This window comes from Butyrivibrio sp. INlla16 (assembly GCF_900104155.1).
In the GTDB taxonomy this organism is placed as follows: Bacteria; Bacillota; Clostridia; order Lachnospirales; family Lachnospiraceae; genus Butyrivibrio.
Window position 1 is genome coordinate 66,972 of the sequence record NZ_FMYB01000013.1, and the last position, 21,117, is coordinate 88,088.

The following is a 21,117-nucleotide window of genomic DNA, read 5'->3' on the forward strand; positions in this document are numbered from 1 at the left end:
AGGCTGATATGGGAAAAGACATAAAGGGTACCACCAGAGTCTGCGGACTTATAGGTAATCCCGTTCATCATACGTTGTCGCCAGCTATTCATAATACATTGAACGAGCTTACGGATACGGATATGGTATACGTGCCCTTTGAGGTAAGGGGTGAAAATGTTGAGGCGGCAGTAAAGGGGGCATTGGCGCTTGATGTGCTGGGGCTAAATGTTACGATTCCGCATAAGAGTGCAGTTATTCCTTTTCTTAAGGAGATTGATCCTGTTGCAGAGAAAATAGGTGCTGTAAATACTCTTGTCAGAACTGAGGATAACACCGGTTTTAGGGGATATAACACGGACTATACAGGGCTTCTTAGATCTTTGAAGGAAGAAAATGTAAGCCTTTCGGGGCAGTCTGTTATTATTCTGGGAGCCGGAGGAGTTGCAAGACCGGCGGCATTTATGTGTGTAAATGAAGGAGCAGCTGAGGTTTATATTCTAAACAGAACCTTTGAGAGGGCAGCCGATCTGTGCGCTGATGTCAATGAATACGCCGGAAAAGATATTGCAATTCCGATGGAACTTTCGGCATATAATGAGCTTCCTTCGGACAAAAAGTACATTTGCATGCAGATGACTCAGGTTGGACTTTTTCCTGAATCGGATAAGGCGGTAATAGAGGATCCTTCTTTCTATGAAAAGCTGAGCACCGGATTTGATGCCGTTTACAGACCGCTTAATACACAGTTTTTGCAGAATTGTAAGAAGGCGGGAGCAAAGAGCATATCTGGACTTAGGATGCTTTTGTATCAGGGAATAGACGCCTATGAAAAGTGGGACGGCATAAAGATCACACGAAACCAGAGTGAGACAGTATACGGGAGACTTCTCGGGGAGCTTATGGATGGGCAGAATATTGTGCTCACCGGTTTTATGGGAAGCGGAAAAAGCACAGTCGCCAAGATGCTGTCAACAATGCTTGGATATGAGCTGCTTGATTCCGATTCAGAGATTGAACATCAGCAGAGAACCACGATCAGTTCGATTTTTGAGCATCAGGGTGAAGGTGCTTTCAGGGATATGGAGACAGAGTATATAAAGCAGCTCCTCGAAAGCGAAAAAAAGCGTTTTATTCTTTCGGTTGGAGGCGGACTTCCGCTTAAAGAAGTAAACAGAGAGTTCCTTAAAAAGATAGGTAAGGTCATTTTTCTAAAAGCAAAACCAGAGACTGTCTATGACAGGATCAAGGATGACAGAACCAGACCACTTCTTAAGTCCGATGATGTTTTACAGAAAATAAAAGACCTGCAGAATGAGAGAAGAGCGGTTTATGAGGATGCAAGTGACATCGAGATTGATACGGATGCGATAGATGCTTTGCAGGTTGCAAATGAGATAATAGAGAGACTGATTTGAGGATTACGAAAATGAAGCTACTAGTTATAAACGGACCCAATCTTAATTTTCTTGGCATAAGAGAGAAAGCGGTATACGGCAATGAGGATTACGATTATCTTGTTAAAATGATAGAGGATAAGGCATCTTCATGCGGAGCGGACGTTGAAGTATGGCAGTCGAATCACGAAGGAGCGATTATCGATAAGCTGCAGGAAGCATATTTTGACGGCACAGAGGGAATTGTCATAAACCCCGGAGCGTATACTCACTACAGTTACGCCATACATGATGCTCTAAAAAGCCTTGAAAATATCATCAAGGTGGAAGTGCACATCTCCAATATAAAGGAGAGAGAGGACTTCAGGGCGAATTCCGTCACCGCACCCGCCTGCGATAAACAGATATACGGACATGGACTTCAGGGATATCTGGAGGCAATTGATTACTGTATGAAAAAAAGTTGTTGAAAAAAATATAACATTAGTATAATATAATCTAGTTGTTTGATTTGTATTAATTAGGAGGATTTTTATGATTTCTGCAAGTGATTTCAGAAACGGTATGACCATCGAGATCGATGGCAATGTATGTCAGATTATAGAATTCCAGCATGTAAAACCCGGAAAGGGCGCAGCATTTGTAAGAACAAAGCTTAAGGATATTATCAATGGCGGTGTTAAGGAGACAACTTTCCGTCCTACAGAGAAGTTCCCTGCAGCACGTATCGATCGTAAGGATATGCAGTATCTTTATGCTGATGGTGATCTTTTCAACTTCATGGATAACGAATCCTATGAGCAGATCTCTCTTACAAAGGATCAGGTAGGCGATTCAATGAAATATGTTAAGGAGAATGAGACCGTTCAGGTTAACTCATATAACGGCAACGTATTTGCTATTGAGCCTCCGCTTTTCGTAGAACTCGCTATTACTGAGACAGAGCCCGGCTTCAAGGGTGATACAGCTACAGGTGCTACAAAGCCTGCTACTGTTGAAACAGGTGCTGTTGTTCAGGTTCCGCTTTTCGTTAACGAAGGCGATGTAATCAAGATCGACACAAGATCAGGAGAATACCTCTCCAGAGTATAATTACCGTTCATCTGAAAAAATTGTATTTATAGACTTGTAAGGCAATGAAAGAAAAATGATATCTTTCATTGCCTTTTTGAGTGTTTAGGTAAAAAAGGAGAAATAATGAATAAAAACAATTTTTTTAATGAGGTAAGAGACAAGGCAGCAGAGTATTATGAGGGAAAAGGAAAGGTTTCCATGCATGAGGTGGACAAAAATAACGGACTAAAGAAAATGGGAATTTGTGTAACTCTTGTTGGTGGGAACTGCGGACCTACAGTATATCTTGATGATTTTTATGAGGAGTTCCTGAAGGGAAAATCTTTTGGTAGCGTTTTTAATGATATAATAAGAGTGATTGACCAGCATCTTGTGGGTGAAGAGGTGGATTTTTCATTCTTTTCGGACTTCGACCTTGTTTGTGACAAGATTTGTTTCAGACTTGTCAGTTCGAAGAGAAATGAGGAAAAGCTTAAGGGAATTCCGCACAGGCTCATGGAGGATCTTGCAATAACCTATTTTGTTTCGCTCTCTGCAATGGGGATTGAGGGAAGCGTTGCTGTAAATAACGAGATTATGAAAATCTGGGATGCTACGGAAGAGAATCTCTTTGAGGCTGCTTTGGATAACACCCCAAGATTATATCCAGCTGAGATTGTACCTATATATGATTATTTGGAAAAGCAGGGAGGGCAGAGTTATTGTCCAGGTGATGTGTTCGGGTATGACTCTTATTTTGAAGGCTTACTGGTAGCAAGTAATGAAAAATTAACAAACGGAGCATCGGTAATTCTTTATCCGGAGCTTCTTAAAGAAGTGGCTGAGCACTTTGGATCGAATTTTTATATTCTTCCTTCATCAGTACACGAGGTAATCTTTGTTAAGGAACTATTATCACTGGATGAGCCCGGAACACTTGAAGATATGATAAAAACTGTAAACGCAACATGCGTTTCGCCGGAAGATGTGCTGTCGGACAGCCTCTATTACTACGACAGGACGCACGAAAATAATATAAAAAAGGTTGAACAGGTCAGAGATACTATGGTATTATAGTCGGGTACGTAATAAATCTGTAACAATTTTGCACCCGTAGTCTAATGGATAGAACGGAGGCCTCCGACGCCTTTAATGCAGGTTCGATTCCTGTCGGGTGCATCTTTTGTCACAGAAAGGATATAGAGTTTTATGAATTTTAAAGGTATGAATTTTAACAAAAAGAGTAGTAAGCCGGAGAATCCTTTCGCTGCTATGGATAAGCGTAATTTCTGGGAATTTATCTCTGATAATAAGAAGCTTGTAATGCCGCTGGTATTGGTAGTTGCAGTAATTATTACGATTGTTATTGCACTTGAGGCCAATAACAGAATTGTGCCGACAGAGGCAGAGGACGCGCAGGTTACAATCGATGAGAACGGAAGCTATATTGTTCCGGAGGTAGATCTTGAGAAGAATGCTCATGAGGATGTTAATGCTCTGATGAGCACATACTTTAACGCTTATGCAGCAGGAGATATGGAGACTATCAAGTCGGTTTATACAGGACTTGAATCCACAGAGGAGCTGAGACTCAAGGAGGTATCTAAGTATATCACCGGAATTCCTACCGTAGATGTTTATACCAAACCCGGCCCTGTTGACGGAAGCTATGTTGCTTACGTGTATACTGAGGTTTTATTTGACGGCTATGACACAGCACTTCCCGGTATGCAGACAATGTTTGTCTGTACCGATGAGAACGGTAAGCTCTACATCAATGGTGATGTAGTTGATGATAAGGTTACAGAGTATATCAGCAACATTTCTCTTCAGGCTGATGTTGTTGATCTCAACAATACTGTTGCTGATGATTACAATAAGATTATTGCTTCCAATGAGGCACTTGCTACTTTCCTTTCCGATATGAGTGCCAACATTCAGGTATCTGTAGGAGAGGCGCTTGCAGCTATTGAGTCCGGAGACACATCAATGCTTGAAGCTGCAAATCAGGAGAATCCTGAGGGGGCTGAAGCTGTAGCAGAGAATCCTGAAGGCGAAAATGCTGAAGGTGCTGAGGCCGGAGAAGCTACCGAAGGAGCTGAAGCTGCCCCGGCTGAGCAGGAGCAGCCAGCTGAGGAACAGCAGCAGGTGGTTAAGAAAATCAAGGCAACAGATGTAATCAATATCCGAAGCTCTGATTCCGAGACAGCCGATAAGATTGGCAAAACAGAAAAGGGACAGGAGTTCACACAGCTTGAAGCACTTGCTAATGGCTGGAGTAAGATTGAATATAATGGCGGAACAGCTTATGTTAAGACTGAGTACTTCGAGGAAGTAACTGAGAATCAGGCAGCTGCAGATACTCAGACCGAAGAGAATACAGAGACTCAGACTGAGGAAAAAAAGGAAGAACAGACAGAAGAAAAGACCGAGGAAAAGAAGGAAGAGAAGCAGGAAGAGCAGACAGAAAGCGCATCAGTCAGCGTCTATGATAAGGGTAAGATGCAGGTATCAGAGGCTGTTAAGCTCCGTAAGGGACAGGGAACAGATACTGATATCGTAACAACCATCTATGCCGGAGACTTTGTTGATGTTAAGGAACAGTATGCGAATGGCTGGGCAAAGGTTGAATATAACGGCAAGAGCGGTTATGTAAAGTCTGAATTCCTTAAAAAAGAATAAGGATATGGTATAATTAACATTGGCGCGTAGCACTGACAGTGCTGCGCGTTTTTTAAACAGAAGAATACCTCCGATGAGGAGCAGTTGGCACGAAGTGCCGGGCGAGGGAAATGGGAATGATATTTGATAAGAAAAAAGTCGGAATACTTGGAACAGGCGAGATTGCCAGAATTATGGCAAAGACACTTTCAGGAATGAGAGGCGTTACATGCTATGCCGTAGCATCGAGAACCAAGGAGAAGGCGGAGAGCTTTGCCAAGGAATTTAAGATTAAGCATTTTTATGGTTCGTATGAGGAACTTTGTCAGGATCCCAAAATCGATCTGATATATGTGGCAACTCCGCATTCTGCGCATTATGAGAATGTCAAGCTGGCTCTTGAGAACGGTAAGAATGTTCTTTGTGAGAAGGCATTTACCTTAAATGAAGAGCAGGCTAAGGAGCTATTTGATCTTGCAGCTAAGAAGGATGTTCTTCTTACGGAAGCTATGTGGACAAGATTCCTTCCTCTTGCGGGAAAGCTTAAGGAAGTTATTGCAAGTAACGTCATCGGGGAAATCTCGATGGTAATGGCTGACCTTAGCTATAACATAGCATGGAAACAGAGAATACAGGATCCTTCACTCGGAGGAGGAGCTCTTCTTGATCTTGGTGTATACGGACTTACTTTTGCTTCAATGATTCTGGGGGAAGATATAACTGATATACAGAGCCAGGCTGTGCTTGGTGATACAGGAGTTGATATCCAGGATACCGTGTCACTCAAATATCGCAGCGGGCAGATGGCGGTTGTTACCTGCTCGGCAACATCCTTTGGTCCATGTAAGGGAATAATATACGGTGCAAACGGACATATTGAAGTGCAGGATATTAACAACTTTTCAGAGATTGTTGTATATAACAATGCCGGGGAGACAATTGCGCATTATAAGAAAGAGAAGCAGATAACCGGCTATGAATATGAAATTGAGGCAGCGTTTAAGGCGCTTTCCGAAGGCTGGAAGGAGTGCCCGCAGATGCCTCATGCGCTTACTCTTAAGATAATGAATATGATGGATTTTATCAGGGACCAGACAGGTGTGAAGTTCCCGCAATAATATTTTTATCGGTTTAAAGCAATAAAGTGCTTGACGATTTTTAATCTCTGTGGAATAATACTTGTCAGACAGTGGTGTCTACGCAAGGGAGCGTAAAGACCTATAAATCTTTACGCTCTTTTTTTGTACACAATTTTAATTTTTAGGAGGAGCAAAAAAATGTCTTACGTTGATGAAGTCTACAATTATGTTGTTGAGAAAAACCCCGCACAGCCGGAATTCCATCAGGCTGTAAAGGAAGTACTTGATTCACTCAGAGTAGTTATCGATGCTCATGAGGATGAGTACAGAAAGGATGCTCTCCTTGAGAGACTTTGTACTCCCGAGAGACAGATTCTTTTCAGAGTTCCGTGGGTTGATGATAAGGGACAGGTTCAGGTTAATAACGGATTCCGTATTCAGTTTAATTCAGCAATCGGACCTTACAAGGGAGGACTTCGTTTCCATCCTTCAGTAAATCTTGGTATCATCAAGTTCCTTGGCTTTGAGCAGATCTTCAAGAATTCACTTACAGGTCTTCCGATCGGCGGCGGTAAGGGTGGTTCCGACTTCGATCCTAAGGGTAAGTCAGACAGAGAAATCATGGCATTCTGCCAGAGCTTTATGACAGAGCTTTTCAGACACATCGGTGCTGATACAGACGTTCCTGCAGGTGATATCGGTGTAGGCGGACGTGAGATTGGATTCATGTATGGTCAGTACAAGAGAATCCGTGATACATACGAAGGCGTTCTTACAGGTAAGGGCCTTACATACGGCGGATCACTTGCTCGTACACAGGCTACAGGCTATGGCCTTCTTTACCTTACAGAGGAGCTTCTTAAGTGCAACGGCTCTGATATCAAGGGTAAGACAGTAGTTGTTTCAGGTGCAGGTAACGTTGCTATCTACGCTATCGAGAAGGCACAGCAGCTCGGTGCTAAGGTTGTTACATGTTCTGATTCCACAGGCTGGATCTATGATCCCGAGGGAATCGATGTTGAGCTTCTTAAAGAGGTTAAGGAAGTTAAGAGAGCACGCCTTACAGATTATGCTGCAGCAAGAAAGTCTGCTGAGTACCATGAGGGCAGAGGCGTATGGAGCATCAAGTGTGATGTTGCTCTTCCTTGCGCAACACAGAACGAGCTTCTTCTTGAGGATGCTAAGCAGCTTGTTGCTAACGGATGTATCGCTGTTTGCGAAGGTGCTAACATGCCTACAACTATCGAGGCTACAGAGTACTTACAGCAGAACAAGGTTATGTTCGTAGGTGGTAAGGCTGCAAACGCAGGTGGTGTTGCTACATCAGCTCTTGAGATGAGCCAGAACTCCGAGAGACTTAGCTGGACCTTCGAAGAGGTTGATGCAAAGCTTAAGAGAATCATGGTTGACATCTATCACAACATTGACGATGCTGCTAAGAAGTATGGTCAGGAAGGCAATTATGTTGCAGGTGCTAACATCGCAGGCTTCCTTAAGGTTGCAGAAGCTATGAAGGCTCAGGGTATTGTTTAATAAAAAGAATGATATTGTAGCTTTTATACATTAAAGCGATATAGTATAATCAAATAAAGAAACATCGAATACCGCACCAGAGAGTTCTGCTGCGGTATTCGCATTATATATGAAAAAAGTGAAAATTTAAGGAGGAGGGGAGTAAAAATGTTTGTTAACAGTTTTTGGGCTCTTTTGCCGGCTATTATCGCGATAGCTCTGGCACTGATCACCAAGGAAGTTTATTCGTCACTATTCGTAGGAATTCTTGTGGGTGGTCTTCTCTACACCAATTTCAGTTTTACTGCTACAATGCAGCATGTTTTTGTGGATGGAATGATCGGACAGCTCTCCGATGGGTGGAATGTCGGTATTCTGATATTCCTTGTAGTTCTCGGAAGCATGGTAATGCTTATGAACAGAGCAGGCGGATCTGCAGCTTTTGGAAAATGGGCAACTACCCATGTGAAAACCAAGACAGGCGCGCAGCTGGCGACAATAGCACTTGGCTGTCTGATTTTCATCGATGACTATTTCAACTGCCTTACAGTTGGTTCTGTTATGAGACCGCTTACAGATAAGCACAAGATATCAAGGGAAAAGCTGGCATATCTAATTGATGCAACTGCAGCTCCCGTGTGTATTATTGCACCTATTTCTTCCTGGGCAGCCGCTGTAACTGGCTTCGTTGATGGTGCTAACGGACTTACACTTTTTGTAAGAGCTATTCCGTATAACTTCTATGCACTTTTGACAATAGTAATGATGCTTACTCTTACTTTTGGAAAAATAGAATTCGGTCCCATGAAAAAGGCTGAACTCAGAGTAGGCGGTGGCGCTGATAAGGACAGCGAGAAGAATAAAAGACACTCCAGTATGACAGGTGCGGAAGATCAGCCTACTCCGCCTGTGTCCGTGAATGGCCGGGTTATTCATCTGGTACTTCCCATCATTACACTGATTGTGTGCTGTGTTATCGGAATGATCTATACCGGTGGATTTTTTGAAGGTACAAACTTTGTTGATGCTTTTGCAGGATCAGATGCTTCTGTAGGTCTTGTGTATGGTTCGGTGGTAGCCCTTGTCATTACGATTATCTTTATGGTTGCTACAAAGGTACTCAGCTTTACAGAGTGCATGAATGCTATACCTGAAGGTTTTAAGAGCATGGTGCCCGCTATTATGATTCTGACCTTTGCATGGACACTTAAGTCAATGACAGACTCCCTTGGAGCTGCTGAGTATGTCGGAGGTCTTGTGGCCAATATCGCAGACAAGGATGCGCTTATGAGTTTGCTCCCTGCAATTGTTTTCATAATCGGAGCATTTCTTGCGTTTGCGACCGGAACATCATGGGGAACCTTTGGTATCCTTATTCCGATAGTTGCTAAGGTCTTCGGATCTGATATGGGCAATGAGCTTATGATCATCTCGATTTCAGCCTGCATGGCAGGAGCTGTTTGCGGAGATCACTGCTCACCGATTTCCGATACGACGATTATGGCGAGTGCAGGTGCTGAATGTAAACACATAAATCACGTTTCAACGCAGCTGCCTTACGCGATAACAGCAGCAATAGTATCCTGTGTTGCCTATATAATTGCAGGATTTGTACGCAACTGGATTGTATGCCTGATAGTTGGTATTGGACTCATGATTTTCACTGTATTTGGAATACACGCTGTTACAAAAGAATAAATGATATTTTGTTTCAATACTTCTTGAAATTTAAGAAATAAAATTTTAAGAATTTCTTAAGTTTTTGTTCCTTGATTGGAGGCGGCCAATACTTTAATATTAACCTTGCATCTGAAACACAGAAGTCTTTATCTGGGGGGAGAAAGTTCTGCAAATGTTTTTTCAGAACGCAGAAAAAGGCAGACAGGTATTCAGAATCTGATGGTGGGGACCTTCGGATTAGCAAGGAGAAAAGTATGGAATGGAAAAAAGCGTTTGACCGAATCATGGATCAGCTGTACAATCACCCGGAAGAAATGAGGACTAAACTTCTCGGAAAGTACAATACTCCTGCTGCGGCAGGACAGACAGAGGGGAAAACAGCAATTGAGTTATTGCAGAGCTTACAAAGAGGCTGAGTTTTAGGGCAGATTTGTAAGCAGATGAATATAGAAGAAGTACACCGGTCGGATTTCATAATTCGGCCGGTTTTTATTTTTGATTTTACTGAAAAAATAACTGTTACTGTCGGCGTATTTTTGATAAAATGTAATGTATGTGTGGCGACAGGTTTTGATTATAACCACATTAAATTATGCTGCATAAGGCAGATATTCTGCCAAAGATGATGTTTTTCAAGAGAGGATTTTTATAAGGTGAAATTTGGGAAATTAGCAGGACTTCTGGCTGTTGTCGGAGTTTCTGTGAGTTTATGTGCCTGCGGAGCAAAAAGTCAGCCTGATGAAGGCGATACCGCAGAGAACACATCTATTTTTCAGAAGATAGACAGTGAGAAGAGCGCCGCTGCAGAGGAATCTGGCAGCCCCGCGGAAGAGGTTTCCACTCAGATAGTCGTGGAAGCAGAAGAGGTTTCTTCTCAGGATACAGAGAAAACGAACGAGAGCACTGAAGAAATCAGTGCAGACGAGCAGGTCACTGATGATGCCGGTGAGGCTGTTAGCGGAGAAGAAACAGAGCAGGAAGGCAATGCCGCGAGTGAGGGCGGTGATGAAGTGGCTTCTGAGGGCTCTTCAGATGATGTTTCTGTGGATGTTGCGCCTGCAGATGATACTACTGCTGAGAATACTTTAGGAAGCGGATTTACTGCATCCTATGATCTGCAGACGCTTCAGAATATGCATTATTCTGATGAACAGATGGAACAGATCCGTCAGTTCTATGAAAATACGGTATTTGCGGGAGATTCGGTTCTTCTGGGATTTAGGAATTATTCGGCCAGGAGCTCTGATCCGATGCTTACACAGCTGCAGTTTCTTGCAGCAGGATCACTTTCACTTCATAACGCGTTCTGGCCTGTAAGTGAGAAAAGTGTACATCCGTTATATCAGGGAGCGCAGCATCCAATCTGGGAATCAATGCAGATGATGGGAGCGAAGAAGGCTTTCCTGTTTTTCGGAATAAATGATGTCAGCTATGACATTGATGAGTCTGTAGCACTCTATCCGCAGCTCGTTGATAAGATCAGGGAATTATCTCCCGATATGGAGATTAACATTATCAGCGCAACCTATACGCTCAAGGATTTGGGCAAAGGTAAACTGAATAATACGAATATCGCAGCCTTCAATCAGGCAGTTCATGAACTTGCAAATCAGAACGGTTGGGGCTATATTGACATGGCGACAGTTCTTTCCGACGGACAGGGCAATCTGTTACCCGAGTATTGCAGTGATGGATTCCTGCATGAGAGTAAGTCTGCATATAATGTCTGGACACAGATGCTTGTAAGATACGCGGCTGAGAGGCTCGGACTTCAGGAGACACCGGCAGAAACTACAGCGCAGTAATTTAGGAGGATATTATGAAAAAAAATTATCTTAAAGTTATAGGAGTGGCAGCACTCACAGCAATGCTTTGCATTACAGGATGCGGCGGCAATAGTACAGGAGCTTCAGGCGCCGATACTGAGGCAGGACAGGAGGCAGCTGCAACACCTCTTAAGGCATCAGAGATCTATGAGAAGATCAAGGGAGCTTATACACTTCCCGATATGTATGAAGCTGATGATGACTGGCTTATGAACTACTACGGAATTGATGCATCAATGCTTTCAGATTACGTTTTTGCTGAGGCTGATGAGGTTCATGCAGACCGCGTTATCATATTAAATGTTGCAGATGAGGCAAACGTTTCTACAGTTGAGGAGAAACTTGGAGCTGTCCTTGAGCAGCTTTCTTCACCTGAGATGCTCGACTATCTTCCGGATCAGGCAGACATCATTAAGGCTGCAAGCATCAAGAAACAGGGCAATGCATTATACCTTGTTATTTCTTCCGACGCCGATGGCATCGAGGAAATCATTAAAAATGGTCTCATGGGTAAATAAGAAAGTAGCGTTTTATGGTATTTAGTAGTCTTACATTTTTATTCTTTTTTTTACCGGCATTTTTGATTTTATATTATGTAATTCCCGGCAGGGCGAAGAATTTCGTCCTGCTCATTTTTAGTCTGCTTTTTTATGCATGGGGAGAACCAATCTATATTCTTCTGATGCTGTTTTCTTCATTTGTTGATTACACGGACGGACGACTTCAGGAGAGATTCGCTTCTTCTCTAGTGAAAAAGCGTGTATGTCTTGTGATAGCGCTTCTTATAAATTTTTCACTTCTTGGATATTTCAAATATGCTGATTTTTCCGTTGGCATCTGGAATGCGCTTACACCATTTGATGTAAAGCTCCCGGGCGTGGCGTTGCCTGTAGGTATAAGCTTTTATACCTTCCAGACTGTCAGCTATTCAATTGATGTATATAAGGGTCGTATTAAGGCTGAAAAGAACTATCTGGACTATCTTACATATGTATCAATGTTCCCGCAGCTTATTGCCGGTCCTATCGTGCGTTTTTCAACAGTTCAGCAGGAGATTCACAGTAGGGAGATATCAGAGTCCGGCTTCGTATCAGGTATGAAGCGTTTTATTCTGGGACTTCTTCGAAAGGTTTTGATCGCCAATCAGATCGGAGCTCTTTGGGATACTATTCGTGTGGCTGACGGCATTTCTATAGTTACGGCATGGCTTGGACTTTTGTGCTTTACACTTCAGCTTTATTACGACTTTAGTGCATACAGTGATATGGCTATAGGTCTTGGACAGATGCTGGGATTCCACTTCCCTGAGAACTTTATCTATCCGCTTAGCTCAGTTTCAGTTACGGACTTTTGGCGCCGCTGGCATGTGTCACTTTCAACCTGGTTCAGAGATTATGTGTATATTCCTCTTGGTGGAAATCGAGTAGGCATGGTCAAGCATTTTCGGAATATCTTTGTGGTATGGTTTTTGACAGGCTTATGGCACGGAGCTTCCTGGAACTTCGTCCTCTGGGGATTGTATCACGGAACACTTCTTACACTGGAGAAATTTATCTGGGGAAAATGGCTTAAGAAGCTTCCTATGGCGCTGCAGCATTTGTATGCAATTATTATAGTAATATTCGGCTTCGGTATTTTCACCTTTGATAATCTGTCTGAGATGGGAACCTATTTCGTTAAGCTTATAGGCATCCCCGGCAATCCGCTGTTCGGAACAGAGTTCTGGTGGTACACCGGAAATTATCTGCCGGTTTTACTTGCGGCAATAGTGCTTTCATTTCCTGTGTATCCCGCTTTTGTGAAAAAAGTGGAGGGAGCGGGAACCACTGCGGTGAATGTGGTGAAAACCGTTGGTACTGTACTTATGGCAGGTTTGTTTATTCTTGCAATATCCAGCCTTGTGAAGGATACCTACAATCCGTTCCTGTACTTCCGTTTTTAATTTAGAGGTATTGATGTGAGTAATAATTCAGATAAAAAAAAGATAGGCATTCTCGACCGCATTCCGGTATATCTTATATGTGTGGTGACCTTGTGCTTTATAATCGTGTTTTTTGTTTCAGAGAAAAAGACCTTTTCTCAGAATGAAAATCGCAAGCTGGCACAAATGCCCGAATTCAATTTTGAAAAGATAAAAAGCGGTGACTTTACCAGCGGCTTTGAAACCTTTGTGGCAGATCAATTTCCTGCACGTGATGCATTCATGCGTCTTATGGCTGAGGTTGAGAGGATAACCGGAAGGAAAGAGATTAACGATATTTATCTTGCGAAGGATGGCTCTCTTATTGAGAGGTACAAGTATCCTAAGAACACGGCAAAGCAGATTGATCAGTTTTCAAAGCTCGCTGTAAATGTAGAAAATGCCAGATGCATGCTGATGATGGTTCCGACTGCGGTATCGGTTTATTCTGACCTTCTGCCGGAAAATGCAAATGATCCCGATCTTCAGCAGCAGATTATTTCAGATATTTACTCGGCATCGTCTGATAAGCTTCAGAAAATTGATGTTTCGACAAGGCTTAAGGATGAAGCGAAGAAGACTGTTTCAGAGCCTCTTACAGAGGATATCACAGGTAACAGGCTGTTTTATCGAACAGACCACCACTGGACAACTTATGGAGCATATATAGGCTATGAGGCTTTCTGTGAAGCAGCAGGACTTACGCCTATTCCTCTTTCGGAGTACACCGGAGAGATAGTATCTGAGAATTTCAAGGGAACAATATATTCCAAACTTAATGATCCGTATTTTGGCGCAGACAGGATTGTTTCTTACAGCTATCCGGACTGGAAGCTTAGTGTGGAATATTCTGATACAGAAGAGGTGACAGATACTCCTTACAATAAGGAATATCTGTCAGAGAAGGACCAGTACTCCTACTTCCTTAACAACATTCATCCTTTGATCACCATCACCAATGATGCGGTGCAGGATGGGGCAATAGCCCTTGTCAAGGACAGCTATGCTAACAGCATTGTGCCGTTCCTCCTTGCGCATTATCATACCGTATATGTATTCGATACGCGCTATTATAAGGGCGGACCGTCCAAGTTTATAAATGAGCACCCTGAGATATCTGATGTGCTTATTCTGTACAATATGAACACGATTGATAATGATACAGGTATAGGCGGTATCTTCTAAGTATCAAAAAAAGCTCCCGTGAACTCTTTGAAGAGTTTACAGGAGCTTTTTTCGAAAGGAGATGTGACCTTGGAGTTTATTCCTTTGCAGCCTCTTTAAGTGCTGCAACTATATCTGCCTCAGTATCCATTGCCATAACCTTGTCTGCAAGAGTGTCTGCTTCGGCCTTACTCCACTTGGAGATGATGCAGCGGGCGGTTAATACAAGAACCGGATTAACGCTGTATTCATCAAGACCAAAGGACATAAGGAGCGGAATCATGAGAGGATCTGCAGCGGCTTCACCGCACATTCCAACTGGAATACCTGCCTTTTTACCACACTCAATAATATACTTTATTGAGCGGAGTACGGAGGGCTGGAAGGAGGAGTACAGGTAAGCAACCTTGGGATTTCCTCTGTCGACGCTCATCGTGTACTGCGTGAGGTCGTTGGTTCCGATTGAGAAGAAGTCAGCTTCCTTTGCAAGGAGATCTGCTATGAGAGAAGCAGAGGCTGTCTCTATCATGCAGCCGACTTCGATATTCTTATCATAATCTATTCCTTCTGATGAAAGGTTATCCTTTATCTCACCAACAAGTGCTTTTACGCTTCTTACCTCGTCAACAGTTGTAACGAGAGGTACCATGATCTTAACTTTTCCAAAGGCGCTGGCTCTTACAATGGCACGAAGCTGTGTCTTATACATATCCTGGTTTCCAAGACAGTAGCGGACAGCTCTGTAACCAAGGAAAGGATTCTCTTCCTTCTCAAGTCCAAGATAAGGAATGTCCTTGTCACCGCCTATGTCGAGAGTACGGATGATTACACATTTGCCATCCATTGTCTGAACAGCTTCCTTATACGCTTCAAATTGCTCATCCTCGGTAGGCAGGTGTGTGTTGTCCATGAAAAGGAACTCTGATCTGAAAAGACCGATTCCTTCACCGTCACATTCGACAGCTTTCTTCGCATCCTTGGGAGTACCGATGTTGCAGAATAGTTCAAGCTTTGTTCCGTCAGCGTTAACTGTTTCCTTGCCGATAAAGGTCTTAAGCTCTGACTGCTTACGGATGAATTCCTCACGCTTTAGCATGTATTTTGAAAGAACTTCTCCATCGGGATTTATGAAAACATCACCTTCGGTTCCATCGATTATAGCGGTATCCTTATCCTTTACCTCATCAACTATTCCGGGAACGGAGAGTACTGCAGGAATCTCAAGGGCTCTGGCAAGGATAGCGGAGTGGGAGGTCTTACCACCTATCTCCGTGATGATGCCGGTTACATTTTCCTTGACGATCTGTGATGTCATGGAAGGAGTAAGATCCTTGCAGACAAGAACAGTACCGGGTGCAACTTTGCTGATATCAATATCCTCAATGCCAAGGAGCTTTTTCAGGACGCTTACCTTGACATCGGAGATATCGGAAGCGCGCTGCTTCATCATCTCATCATCCATCTGTGAAAACATGTTAATAAACATATCGCAGACAGCAGTGAGAGCTGTCTCGGCGCACTGCCCCTGGTCGATCATTTTGTCCATCTCTCCGGACATGGCGGGATCGGAGATCATTACGGCATGTCCCTGAAGGATTTCTGCTTCCTTGGGACCGATGCGTTTTCTGACATCCTCAGCCATTGCGTTAGTTTCTTCTACGAAGTCAGCTATTGCTTTATGAAAACGTTCTTTCTCTGCAGCGGGATCGGCAACCTGCTTTGCCTCAAAAGAAAGATCATGCTCTATTATGCGGCATATACTGCCGATACCGATTCCTCTGGATGCAGCTATTCCTTTGTACATTGATGTTTAGTCCTCCATTTTTTCTTTGCCAGGTGATTACTTTTTAGTCACCCATACCGGATTCAATGAACTCAGAAAGCTCTGCGAGAGCCTTTTCCTCATCGGGACCTTCGCATACAAGCTCAATTTCGGAACCACACTTGATGCAAGCGCTCATAAGGAACATAACGCTCTTGCAATCATAGCTGTTGCCGTTAAACATGATTTTTACTGAGCTCTCAAAAGGAGTAGCCTTCTGTGAAAGAAGACTTGCGGGACGCATGTGCATGCCCTGTTCGTTTTTTACTGTGATGTTCTTTGATACCATAATGTATGTCCTTTCTTTACAAAACCTCATACCTTCCCCTAAAAGGGGAAGGCGATAGAATGAAAATTACTTAGTTACGTCCTTCTTGAGGATTCCAAGCAGCACTGCTGATACTACTGAACCAACAAGGAGTGCTACAAGATACATTGCTACATTACCTACAACAGGGAATACGAAGATTCCGCCGTGAGGAGCCATAAGTGTGCACTTAAATGCCATTGAGAGAGCGCCTGCTACAGCTGAACCAACCATAAGGGAAGGAATAACGTGGAGCGGGTCAGCAGCTGCAAACGGGATAGCACCTTCTGTGATAAAGCAAAGACCCATGATGAAGTTAACGGGACCGGACTTTCTCTCGCCCTCTGTGAACTTGTTCTTGAAAATAAGTGTTGCAATTGCTATAGCGATAGGAGGAGTCATACCACCAACCATAACTGCTGCCATGATCATCCAACCTGTCTGATCTGACTGGCTTGCTGTTGCAAGTGCTGCTGTACCGAATACATAAGCTGCCTTGTTGAGCGGGCCACCCATATCTGTTGCCATCATACCTCCGAGTATTGCACCAAGGACTACGATAGAACCGCTGCTCATTCCGTTAAGAACGCCTGTGATCCATGCATTGAGGGCACCAACCAGAGGGTTGATAGCGCACATTACAAGACCGATTACCAGGATACCGCAGAGCGGGTAGATGAGAACGGGCTTGATACCTTCAAGCGCAGCCGGAAGACCATCGGTGATCTTTCTGATTGCAAGTACGATATAACCTGCTGCAAAACCTGCCACGAGAGCTCCAAGGAATGCTGAAGGAATATCACCGCCGGGAGCTGCAAATGTAGCGCCTGTACTTGCAAGAGCACCGCCTACGAAACCAACTGCAAGACCGGGACGATCCGCTATACTCTGAGCAATGAATCCTGCAAGGATAGGAAGCATGAATCCGAATGCTGTTCCACCGATTGACTTAAACCATGCAGCAACAGGAGTGTTGGAACCAAAGTTCGAAGGATCAAGTGAGTAGTCATCCAAAAGGAATGCAATTGCGATAAGGATACCACCGCCGATAACGAAGGGAAGCATGTGTGATACACCGTTCATAAGGTGCTTGTATGCTTTTCTTCCTGCGCTTTCATTATCAAGAGAAGCGCTGCTTGTTACTGATCCTGAATGCTGATAAACGGGAGCGTCGCCCTTTACCGCACGTCCGATAAGATCTGAAGAGTGGTGGATTGCATCGGCTGTTGAAGCCTTGATAACCTTCTTACCATTGAATCTGCCCATCTCAACATTCTTATCTGCTGCGATGATAATAACATCAGCGTCCTTGATCTCAGCATCTGTGAGTACATTCTTTGCACCGCCTGAACCATCGGTCTCAACCTTCATTGAAAGCCCCTGGTCCTTTGCTGCCTGCTCGAGAGCTTCAGCTGCCATATATGTGTGAGCAATACCTGTGGGACATGCTGTTACACCGAGAAGCTTAATTCCTGATGATGTGGTAGCCGGAGCAGCTGCTTCAGCACCGGAACTCTTTTTATCACGCGCATCTTCCTGCTTATCAATGAGATCAATGAATTCTTCAGGTGTTTTTGCTTCGATAAGAGAGGATGTGAAAGACTGATCCATGAGCATTGTCATGAGCTTTGACAGTACCTCGAGATGTGTGTCTGCAGCTCCATCGGGTGCTGCGATCATAAACAGAAGCTTACTGGGCTGGCCGTCGAGTGATTTGTAATCTACTCCGGACGGAACAGTAATTGCAACAAGTCCTGCCTTGTTAGCTGCTGCTGTCTTTGCGTGCGGAACAGCGATCCCCATGCCTACCGCAGTTGAACCCTTTGCTTCTCTGGCAACAATCGCATCCTTGAATGCTGCCTTGTCATTAAGATTGCCTACTTTGTCGTGAAGCGCTACCATCAGGTCGATTGCGGCATTCTGATCCGCAGCGGTCTGATTTAAGCTTACCCCTTCTTTGCTTAAAAGATCTTTGATTTTCATGTTTCTCCCTTTCTATGCGTTAGCATCCTTGTTGGGGCTTTCCCCAATACATTTGTATTTATATTGACGAAACGTATTTACAGGTTTATGCCTGTTTATAATGTTTCGTAAATACTGTTAATCAGCTCGCCTGTTGCGAGATCGTCGGAAAAGGCTGTTGCGCTTCCGGCTGCGGTTCCCATGTTAAGGGCAACCTTGTAATCCTTTGTTTTCATATATCCTGCGACAAAACCGGCTACCATTGAATCACCGGCTCCTACGGAGTTCTTAACCTTGCCTTTCGGAACACCGACGCGGAATCTCTGTCCGTCCTCAGTTATAAGCATTGCGCCATCGCCGGCCATGGATATGAGAACATTTCTTGCGCCCATTTCCTGGAGCTTTTTGGCATGCTCTTCAATTTCGTCATCTGTTTTAAGTACGGTTCCGAACATCTCACCCAGTTCATGGTTGTTGGGTTTAATAAGGAAAGGATGGTATTTAAGGACATTCATGAGAAGATCCTTTGTTGCATCAACCACGAAGGTGACTCCCTTGTCCTTCAATCTGTCCAGAATGATTTCATATACATCGCTTGGAAGAGTGCTTGGAATGCTTCCCGCAAGGATTAGCATATCGCCTTCCTTAAGCGAATCGAGTTTGCAGAGAAGCTCGTTATAGGCTTCGTCTGTGATAACAGGTCCCTGAGCATTTATTTCTGTTTCCTGCTCGGATTTTATTTTTACGTTAATTCTTGAAATTCCATCCTTTAGCATAATGAAATCAGCTAGAATTCCTTTATTCTTGACACTTTCAACTATGGCCTCTCCTGTAAAACCTGCTGCGAAGCCAAGAGCTGTGTTCTCGATTCCGAGATTCTTTAATATGGTGGAAACATTGATTCCTTTTCCTCCGAAAAAGCAGTCCTCGGAAACTGAACGGTTGGTCATTCCCGGATCCAGTGGCTTATCCATTCTGACAATATAGTCAATTGCAGGGTTAAAAGTTACGGTATATATCATTTGCTTCTCCTTCCTTTTCAGTTGATGGCCTTGATAATGGTCTGATCCTTATATTTTTTGTCAGGCTCTTCATCTGTAATGATGCAGCAGTTCCTTAACTCAGAAAAAGTAACCGAGCTCACAACTCCGAATTTGGTGTGGTCTGCAAGAATGTAGGAGAGATAGGTGTGCTTTATTGCTTCGGCTTTAACAAGTGCTTCGTCTACATCGGGGGTGGTGAAACCTGCCTGAACCGAAATGCCGTTTGTTCCCATGAAAGCCTTTGTAAAATGGAATTTTTTCAGTGCTTCCACACAATCGGGACCAATGACTGCTTCGGTAACGGGCTTTATGCGGCCGCCAATTATCATGGTGGAGAGACCTCTCTCCAAAAGCCTCTTTGCATGAACAACGCCGTTTGTAATGTACTTCGCCTTTTTATTTGTTATGTGATCGATTAGATGAAGAGTAGTTGTACCTGAATCGATATAAACAAAATCGTTGTCCTGAATCAGTGAAGCAGCATATTCTGAAATGATGTCTTTTTCTTCGGTATTACGATGTGATTTCTCGGCAACAGAGGGCTCTGTTGTGGTCACGTCCTTTTTATTTAAAACAGTGGCACCGCCGAAAACCTTAAGAATGCGGCGCTCCTCGTGAAGAGCATTCAGATCGCGCCTGATTGTAGCCGCTGAAGAATCAAGAGCATCTACAAGCTCCTGAACAGTTGCTGCTTTATGTTCTTCAATATAGGAAACAATTGCTGATCGTCTTTCCTCGGTTAACATATGCTAAGTCTCCTTGAAAATTGATGATGGAATGTACCATCTGAGAAAAGAATAACATCAAGAATAATCAAAGTCAATCACATATAATCACGAATGCTCATGATAAATAAACAAAAATAATCAAGAATGATTGTGAATAATCACAAAAAATCACTTATAAGAAGTCCCGGGAAATGGTATCATTATGAATAGCACTTTTTATAAATAGAAGCGGGGAATGAAAAAATGGACATAAAGGCAGTATTATTCGACCTTGACGGAACGCTCATCGATACAGAAAAGTATTATCAGATAGTGTGGCCAAAGACAATTGAACATTTCGGATTTCGCATGACAAGAGAACAGGCGCTGCAGCTTAGAAGTCTCGGGAGACCCTTTGCTCCCGAACAGTTCAAAAAGTGGTACGGCGATGATTTTGACTATCATGAAGCGCGCGCCTACAGGAAAATTCTCTTTGAGGAGCTGGCTGCGAAGGAAGGGATAAATCTTAAGCCCGGAGCCAGGGAAATTCTTCAGTTTCTTAAGGAGAGAAATATCCTTATCGCTACAGCAACCGCGACGGATGAGGAGAGAACCACCAGGTATTTGACTAAAGTGGGACTTCTTTCTTATTTTGATAAGATTTGCTGTGCCACCATGGTTAAAGAGGGAAAGCCTAAGCCCGACATTTACCTGTATGCCTGTGAACAGGTTGGAGTACCCAAGGAAAACTGTATCGCTGTGGAGGATGCTCCAAACGGAGTAAGGTCAGCAGCTGCGGCAGGCATTAAAACTGTATATATCCCCGATCAGAACGATGACGAGGAAGAGGTAAAGGGACTTTATTATAAGAAAATGGAGTCACTTTATGAACTAAAAGGCCTTATAATTAAATAAAAAGGTTATAGAAAATTAAGAAATCACAGCCCCTTTCTTCCTTTACACAA

Annotated in this window: 19 protein-coding genes and 1 tRNA gene; 15 read left to right on the forward strand and 5 right to left on the reverse strand. The window is 43.5% G+C overall.

Annotation, left to right across the window (positions count from 1 at the left end; translation table 11 throughout):
• Window positions 1-8 precede the first annotated feature (8 nt).
• The 14 genes from aroE (at window position 9) to BLR42_RS08270 (ending at window position 14,332) form a co-directional block, all read left to right on the forward strand.
• Window positions 9-1,397, forward strand: coding sequence for a shikimate dehydrogenase (aroE, locus tag BLR42_RS08210; RefSeq protein WP_091868168.1), 1,389 nt, complete (start codon window positions 9-11; stop codon window positions 1,395-1,397).
• 11 nt (window positions 1,398-1,408) lie between these two features.
• Window positions 1,409-1,846, forward strand: a complete 438-nt coding sequence (locus BLR42_RS08215; protein ID WP_022761670.1) for a type II 3-dehydroquinate dehydratase — start codon at window positions 1,409-1,411, stop codon at window positions 1,844-1,846.
• 64 nt (window positions 1,847-1,910) lie between these two features.
• Window positions 1,911-2,468 (forward strand): elongation factor P, encoded by a 558-nt coding sequence (gene efp / locus BLR42_RS08220; protein WP_022761669.1) that lies wholly within the window; start codon window positions 1,911-1,913, stop codon window positions 2,466-2,468.
• Between the two features lie 105 nt (window positions 2,469-2,573).
• A complete protein-coding gene (locus BLR42_RS08225) occupies window positions 2,574-3,506 on the forward strand; it encodes a DUF5688 family protein (RefSeq protein ID WP_091868170.1) in 933 nt (310 codons plus the stop codon).
• 30 nt (window positions 3,507-3,536) lie between these two features.
• A tRNA-Arg gene (locus BLR42_RS08230) sits at window positions 3,537-3,608 on the forward strand.
• A 30-nt stretch (window positions 3,609-3,638) separates the two neighbouring features.
• Window positions 3,639-5,111, forward strand: coding sequence for an SH3 domain-containing protein (locus BLR42_RS08235; protein WP_091868172.1), 1,473 nt, complete (start codon window positions 3,639-3,641; stop codon window positions 5,109-5,111).
• Between the two features lie 110 nt (window positions 5,112-5,221).
• Window positions 5,222-6,208 (forward strand): Gfo/Idh/MocA family protein, encoded by a 987-nt coding sequence (locus BLR42_RS08240; protein WP_242879269.1) that lies wholly within the window; start codon window positions 5,222-5,224, stop codon window positions 6,206-6,208.
• Between the two features lie 159 nt (window positions 6,209-6,367).
• Window positions 6,368-7,702, forward strand: coding sequence for an NADP-specific glutamate dehydrogenase (gene gdhA / locus BLR42_RS08245; protein WP_022761665.1), 1,335 nt, complete (start codon window positions 6,368-6,370; stop codon window positions 7,700-7,702).
• A 147-nt stretch (window positions 7,703-7,849) separates the two neighbouring features.
• On the forward strand, window positions 7,850-9,379 hold the full coding sequence (locus BLR42_RS08250) for a Na+/H+ antiporter NhaC family protein (RefSeq protein ID WP_091823736.1): 1,530 nt from the start codon (window positions 7,850-7,852) through the stop codon (window positions 9,377-9,379).
• Between the two features lie 236 nt (window positions 9,380-9,615).
• Window positions 9,616-9,777, forward strand: coding sequence for a hypothetical protein (locus BLR42_RS22670; RefSeq protein WP_022761663.1), 162 nt, complete (start codon window positions 9,616-9,618; stop codon window positions 9,775-9,777).
• A gap of 237 nt (window positions 9,778-10,014) precedes the next feature.
• A complete protein-coding gene (locus BLR42_RS08255) occupies window positions 10,015-11,166 on the forward strand; it encodes a GDSL-type esterase/lipase family protein (protein WP_091868174.1) in 1,152 nt (383 codons plus the stop codon).
• 14 nt (window positions 11,167-11,180) lie between these two features.
• Window positions 11,181-11,705 carry a DUF4358 domain-containing protein gene (locus BLR42_RS08260; RefSeq protein ID WP_091868177.1) on the forward strand — a complete coding sequence of 175 codons (525 nt, stop codon included), beginning with the start codon at window positions 11,181-11,183 and terminating at the stop codon, window positions 11,703-11,705.
• A 14-nt stretch (window positions 11,706-11,719) separates the two neighbouring features.
• Complete coding sequence (locus BLR42_RS08265) at window positions 11,720-13,129, forward strand: MBOAT family O-acyltransferase (protein WP_091868179.1); 1,410 nt, start codon at window positions 11,720-11,722, stop codon at window positions 13,127-13,129.
• 15 nt (window positions 13,130-13,144) lie between these two features.
• On the forward strand, window positions 13,145-14,332 hold the full coding sequence (locus tag BLR42_RS08270) for a DHHW family protein (RefSeq protein ID WP_091868181.1): 1,188 nt from the start codon (window positions 13,145-13,147) through the stop codon (window positions 14,330-14,332).
• 76 nt (window positions 14,333-14,408) lie between these two features.
• Here BLR42_RS08270 and ptsP read toward each other — a convergent pair whose 3' ends face one another.
• The 5 genes from ptsP to BLR42_RS08295 form a co-directional block, all read right to left on the reverse strand.
• Entirely contained in the window at window positions 14,409-16,115 is a 1,707-nt protein-coding gene (gene ptsP, locus BLR42_RS08275) for a phosphoenolpyruvate--protein phosphotransferase (RefSeq protein ID WP_091868183.1), read from the reverse strand.
• Window positions 16,116-16,158: 43 nt separating this feature from the next.
• Window positions 16,159-16,422, reverse strand: coding sequence for an HPr family phosphocarrier protein (locus BLR42_RS08280; RefSeq protein WP_022761657.1), 264 nt, complete (start codon window positions 16,420-16,422; stop codon window positions 16,159-16,161).
• 66 nt (window positions 16,423-16,488) lie between these two features.
• On the reverse strand, window positions 16,489-18,423 hold the full coding sequence (locus BLR42_RS08285; RefSeq protein WP_091868185.1) for a PTS fructose transporter subunit IIABC: 1,935 nt from the start codon (window positions 18,421-18,423) through the stop codon (window positions 16,489-16,491).
• Between the two features lie 95 nt (window positions 18,424-18,518).
• On the reverse strand, window positions 18,519-19,424 hold the full coding sequence (pfkB, locus tag BLR42_RS08290; RefSeq protein WP_091868187.1) for a 1-phosphofructokinase: 906 nt from the start codon (window positions 19,422-19,424) through the stop codon (window positions 18,519-18,521).
• Window positions 19,425-19,441: 17 nt separating this feature from the next.
• Complete coding sequence (locus BLR42_RS08295; RefSeq protein WP_091868189.1) at window positions 19,442-20,191, reverse strand: DeoR/GlpR family DNA-binding transcription regulator; 750 nt, start codon at window positions 20,189-20,191, stop codon at window positions 19,442-19,444.
• A 225-nt stretch (window positions 20,192-20,416) separates the two neighbouring features.
• Here BLR42_RS08295 and BLR42_RS08300 point away from each other — a divergent pair, with 225 nt between their 5' ends.
• Window positions 20,417-21,067: an HAD family hydrolase gene (locus tag BLR42_RS08300; protein ID WP_091868191.1), complete on the forward strand. Its 651-nt coding sequence runs from the start codon at window positions 20,417-20,419 to the stop codon at window positions 21,065-21,067.
• Window positions 21,068-21,117 lie beyond the last annotated feature (50 nt).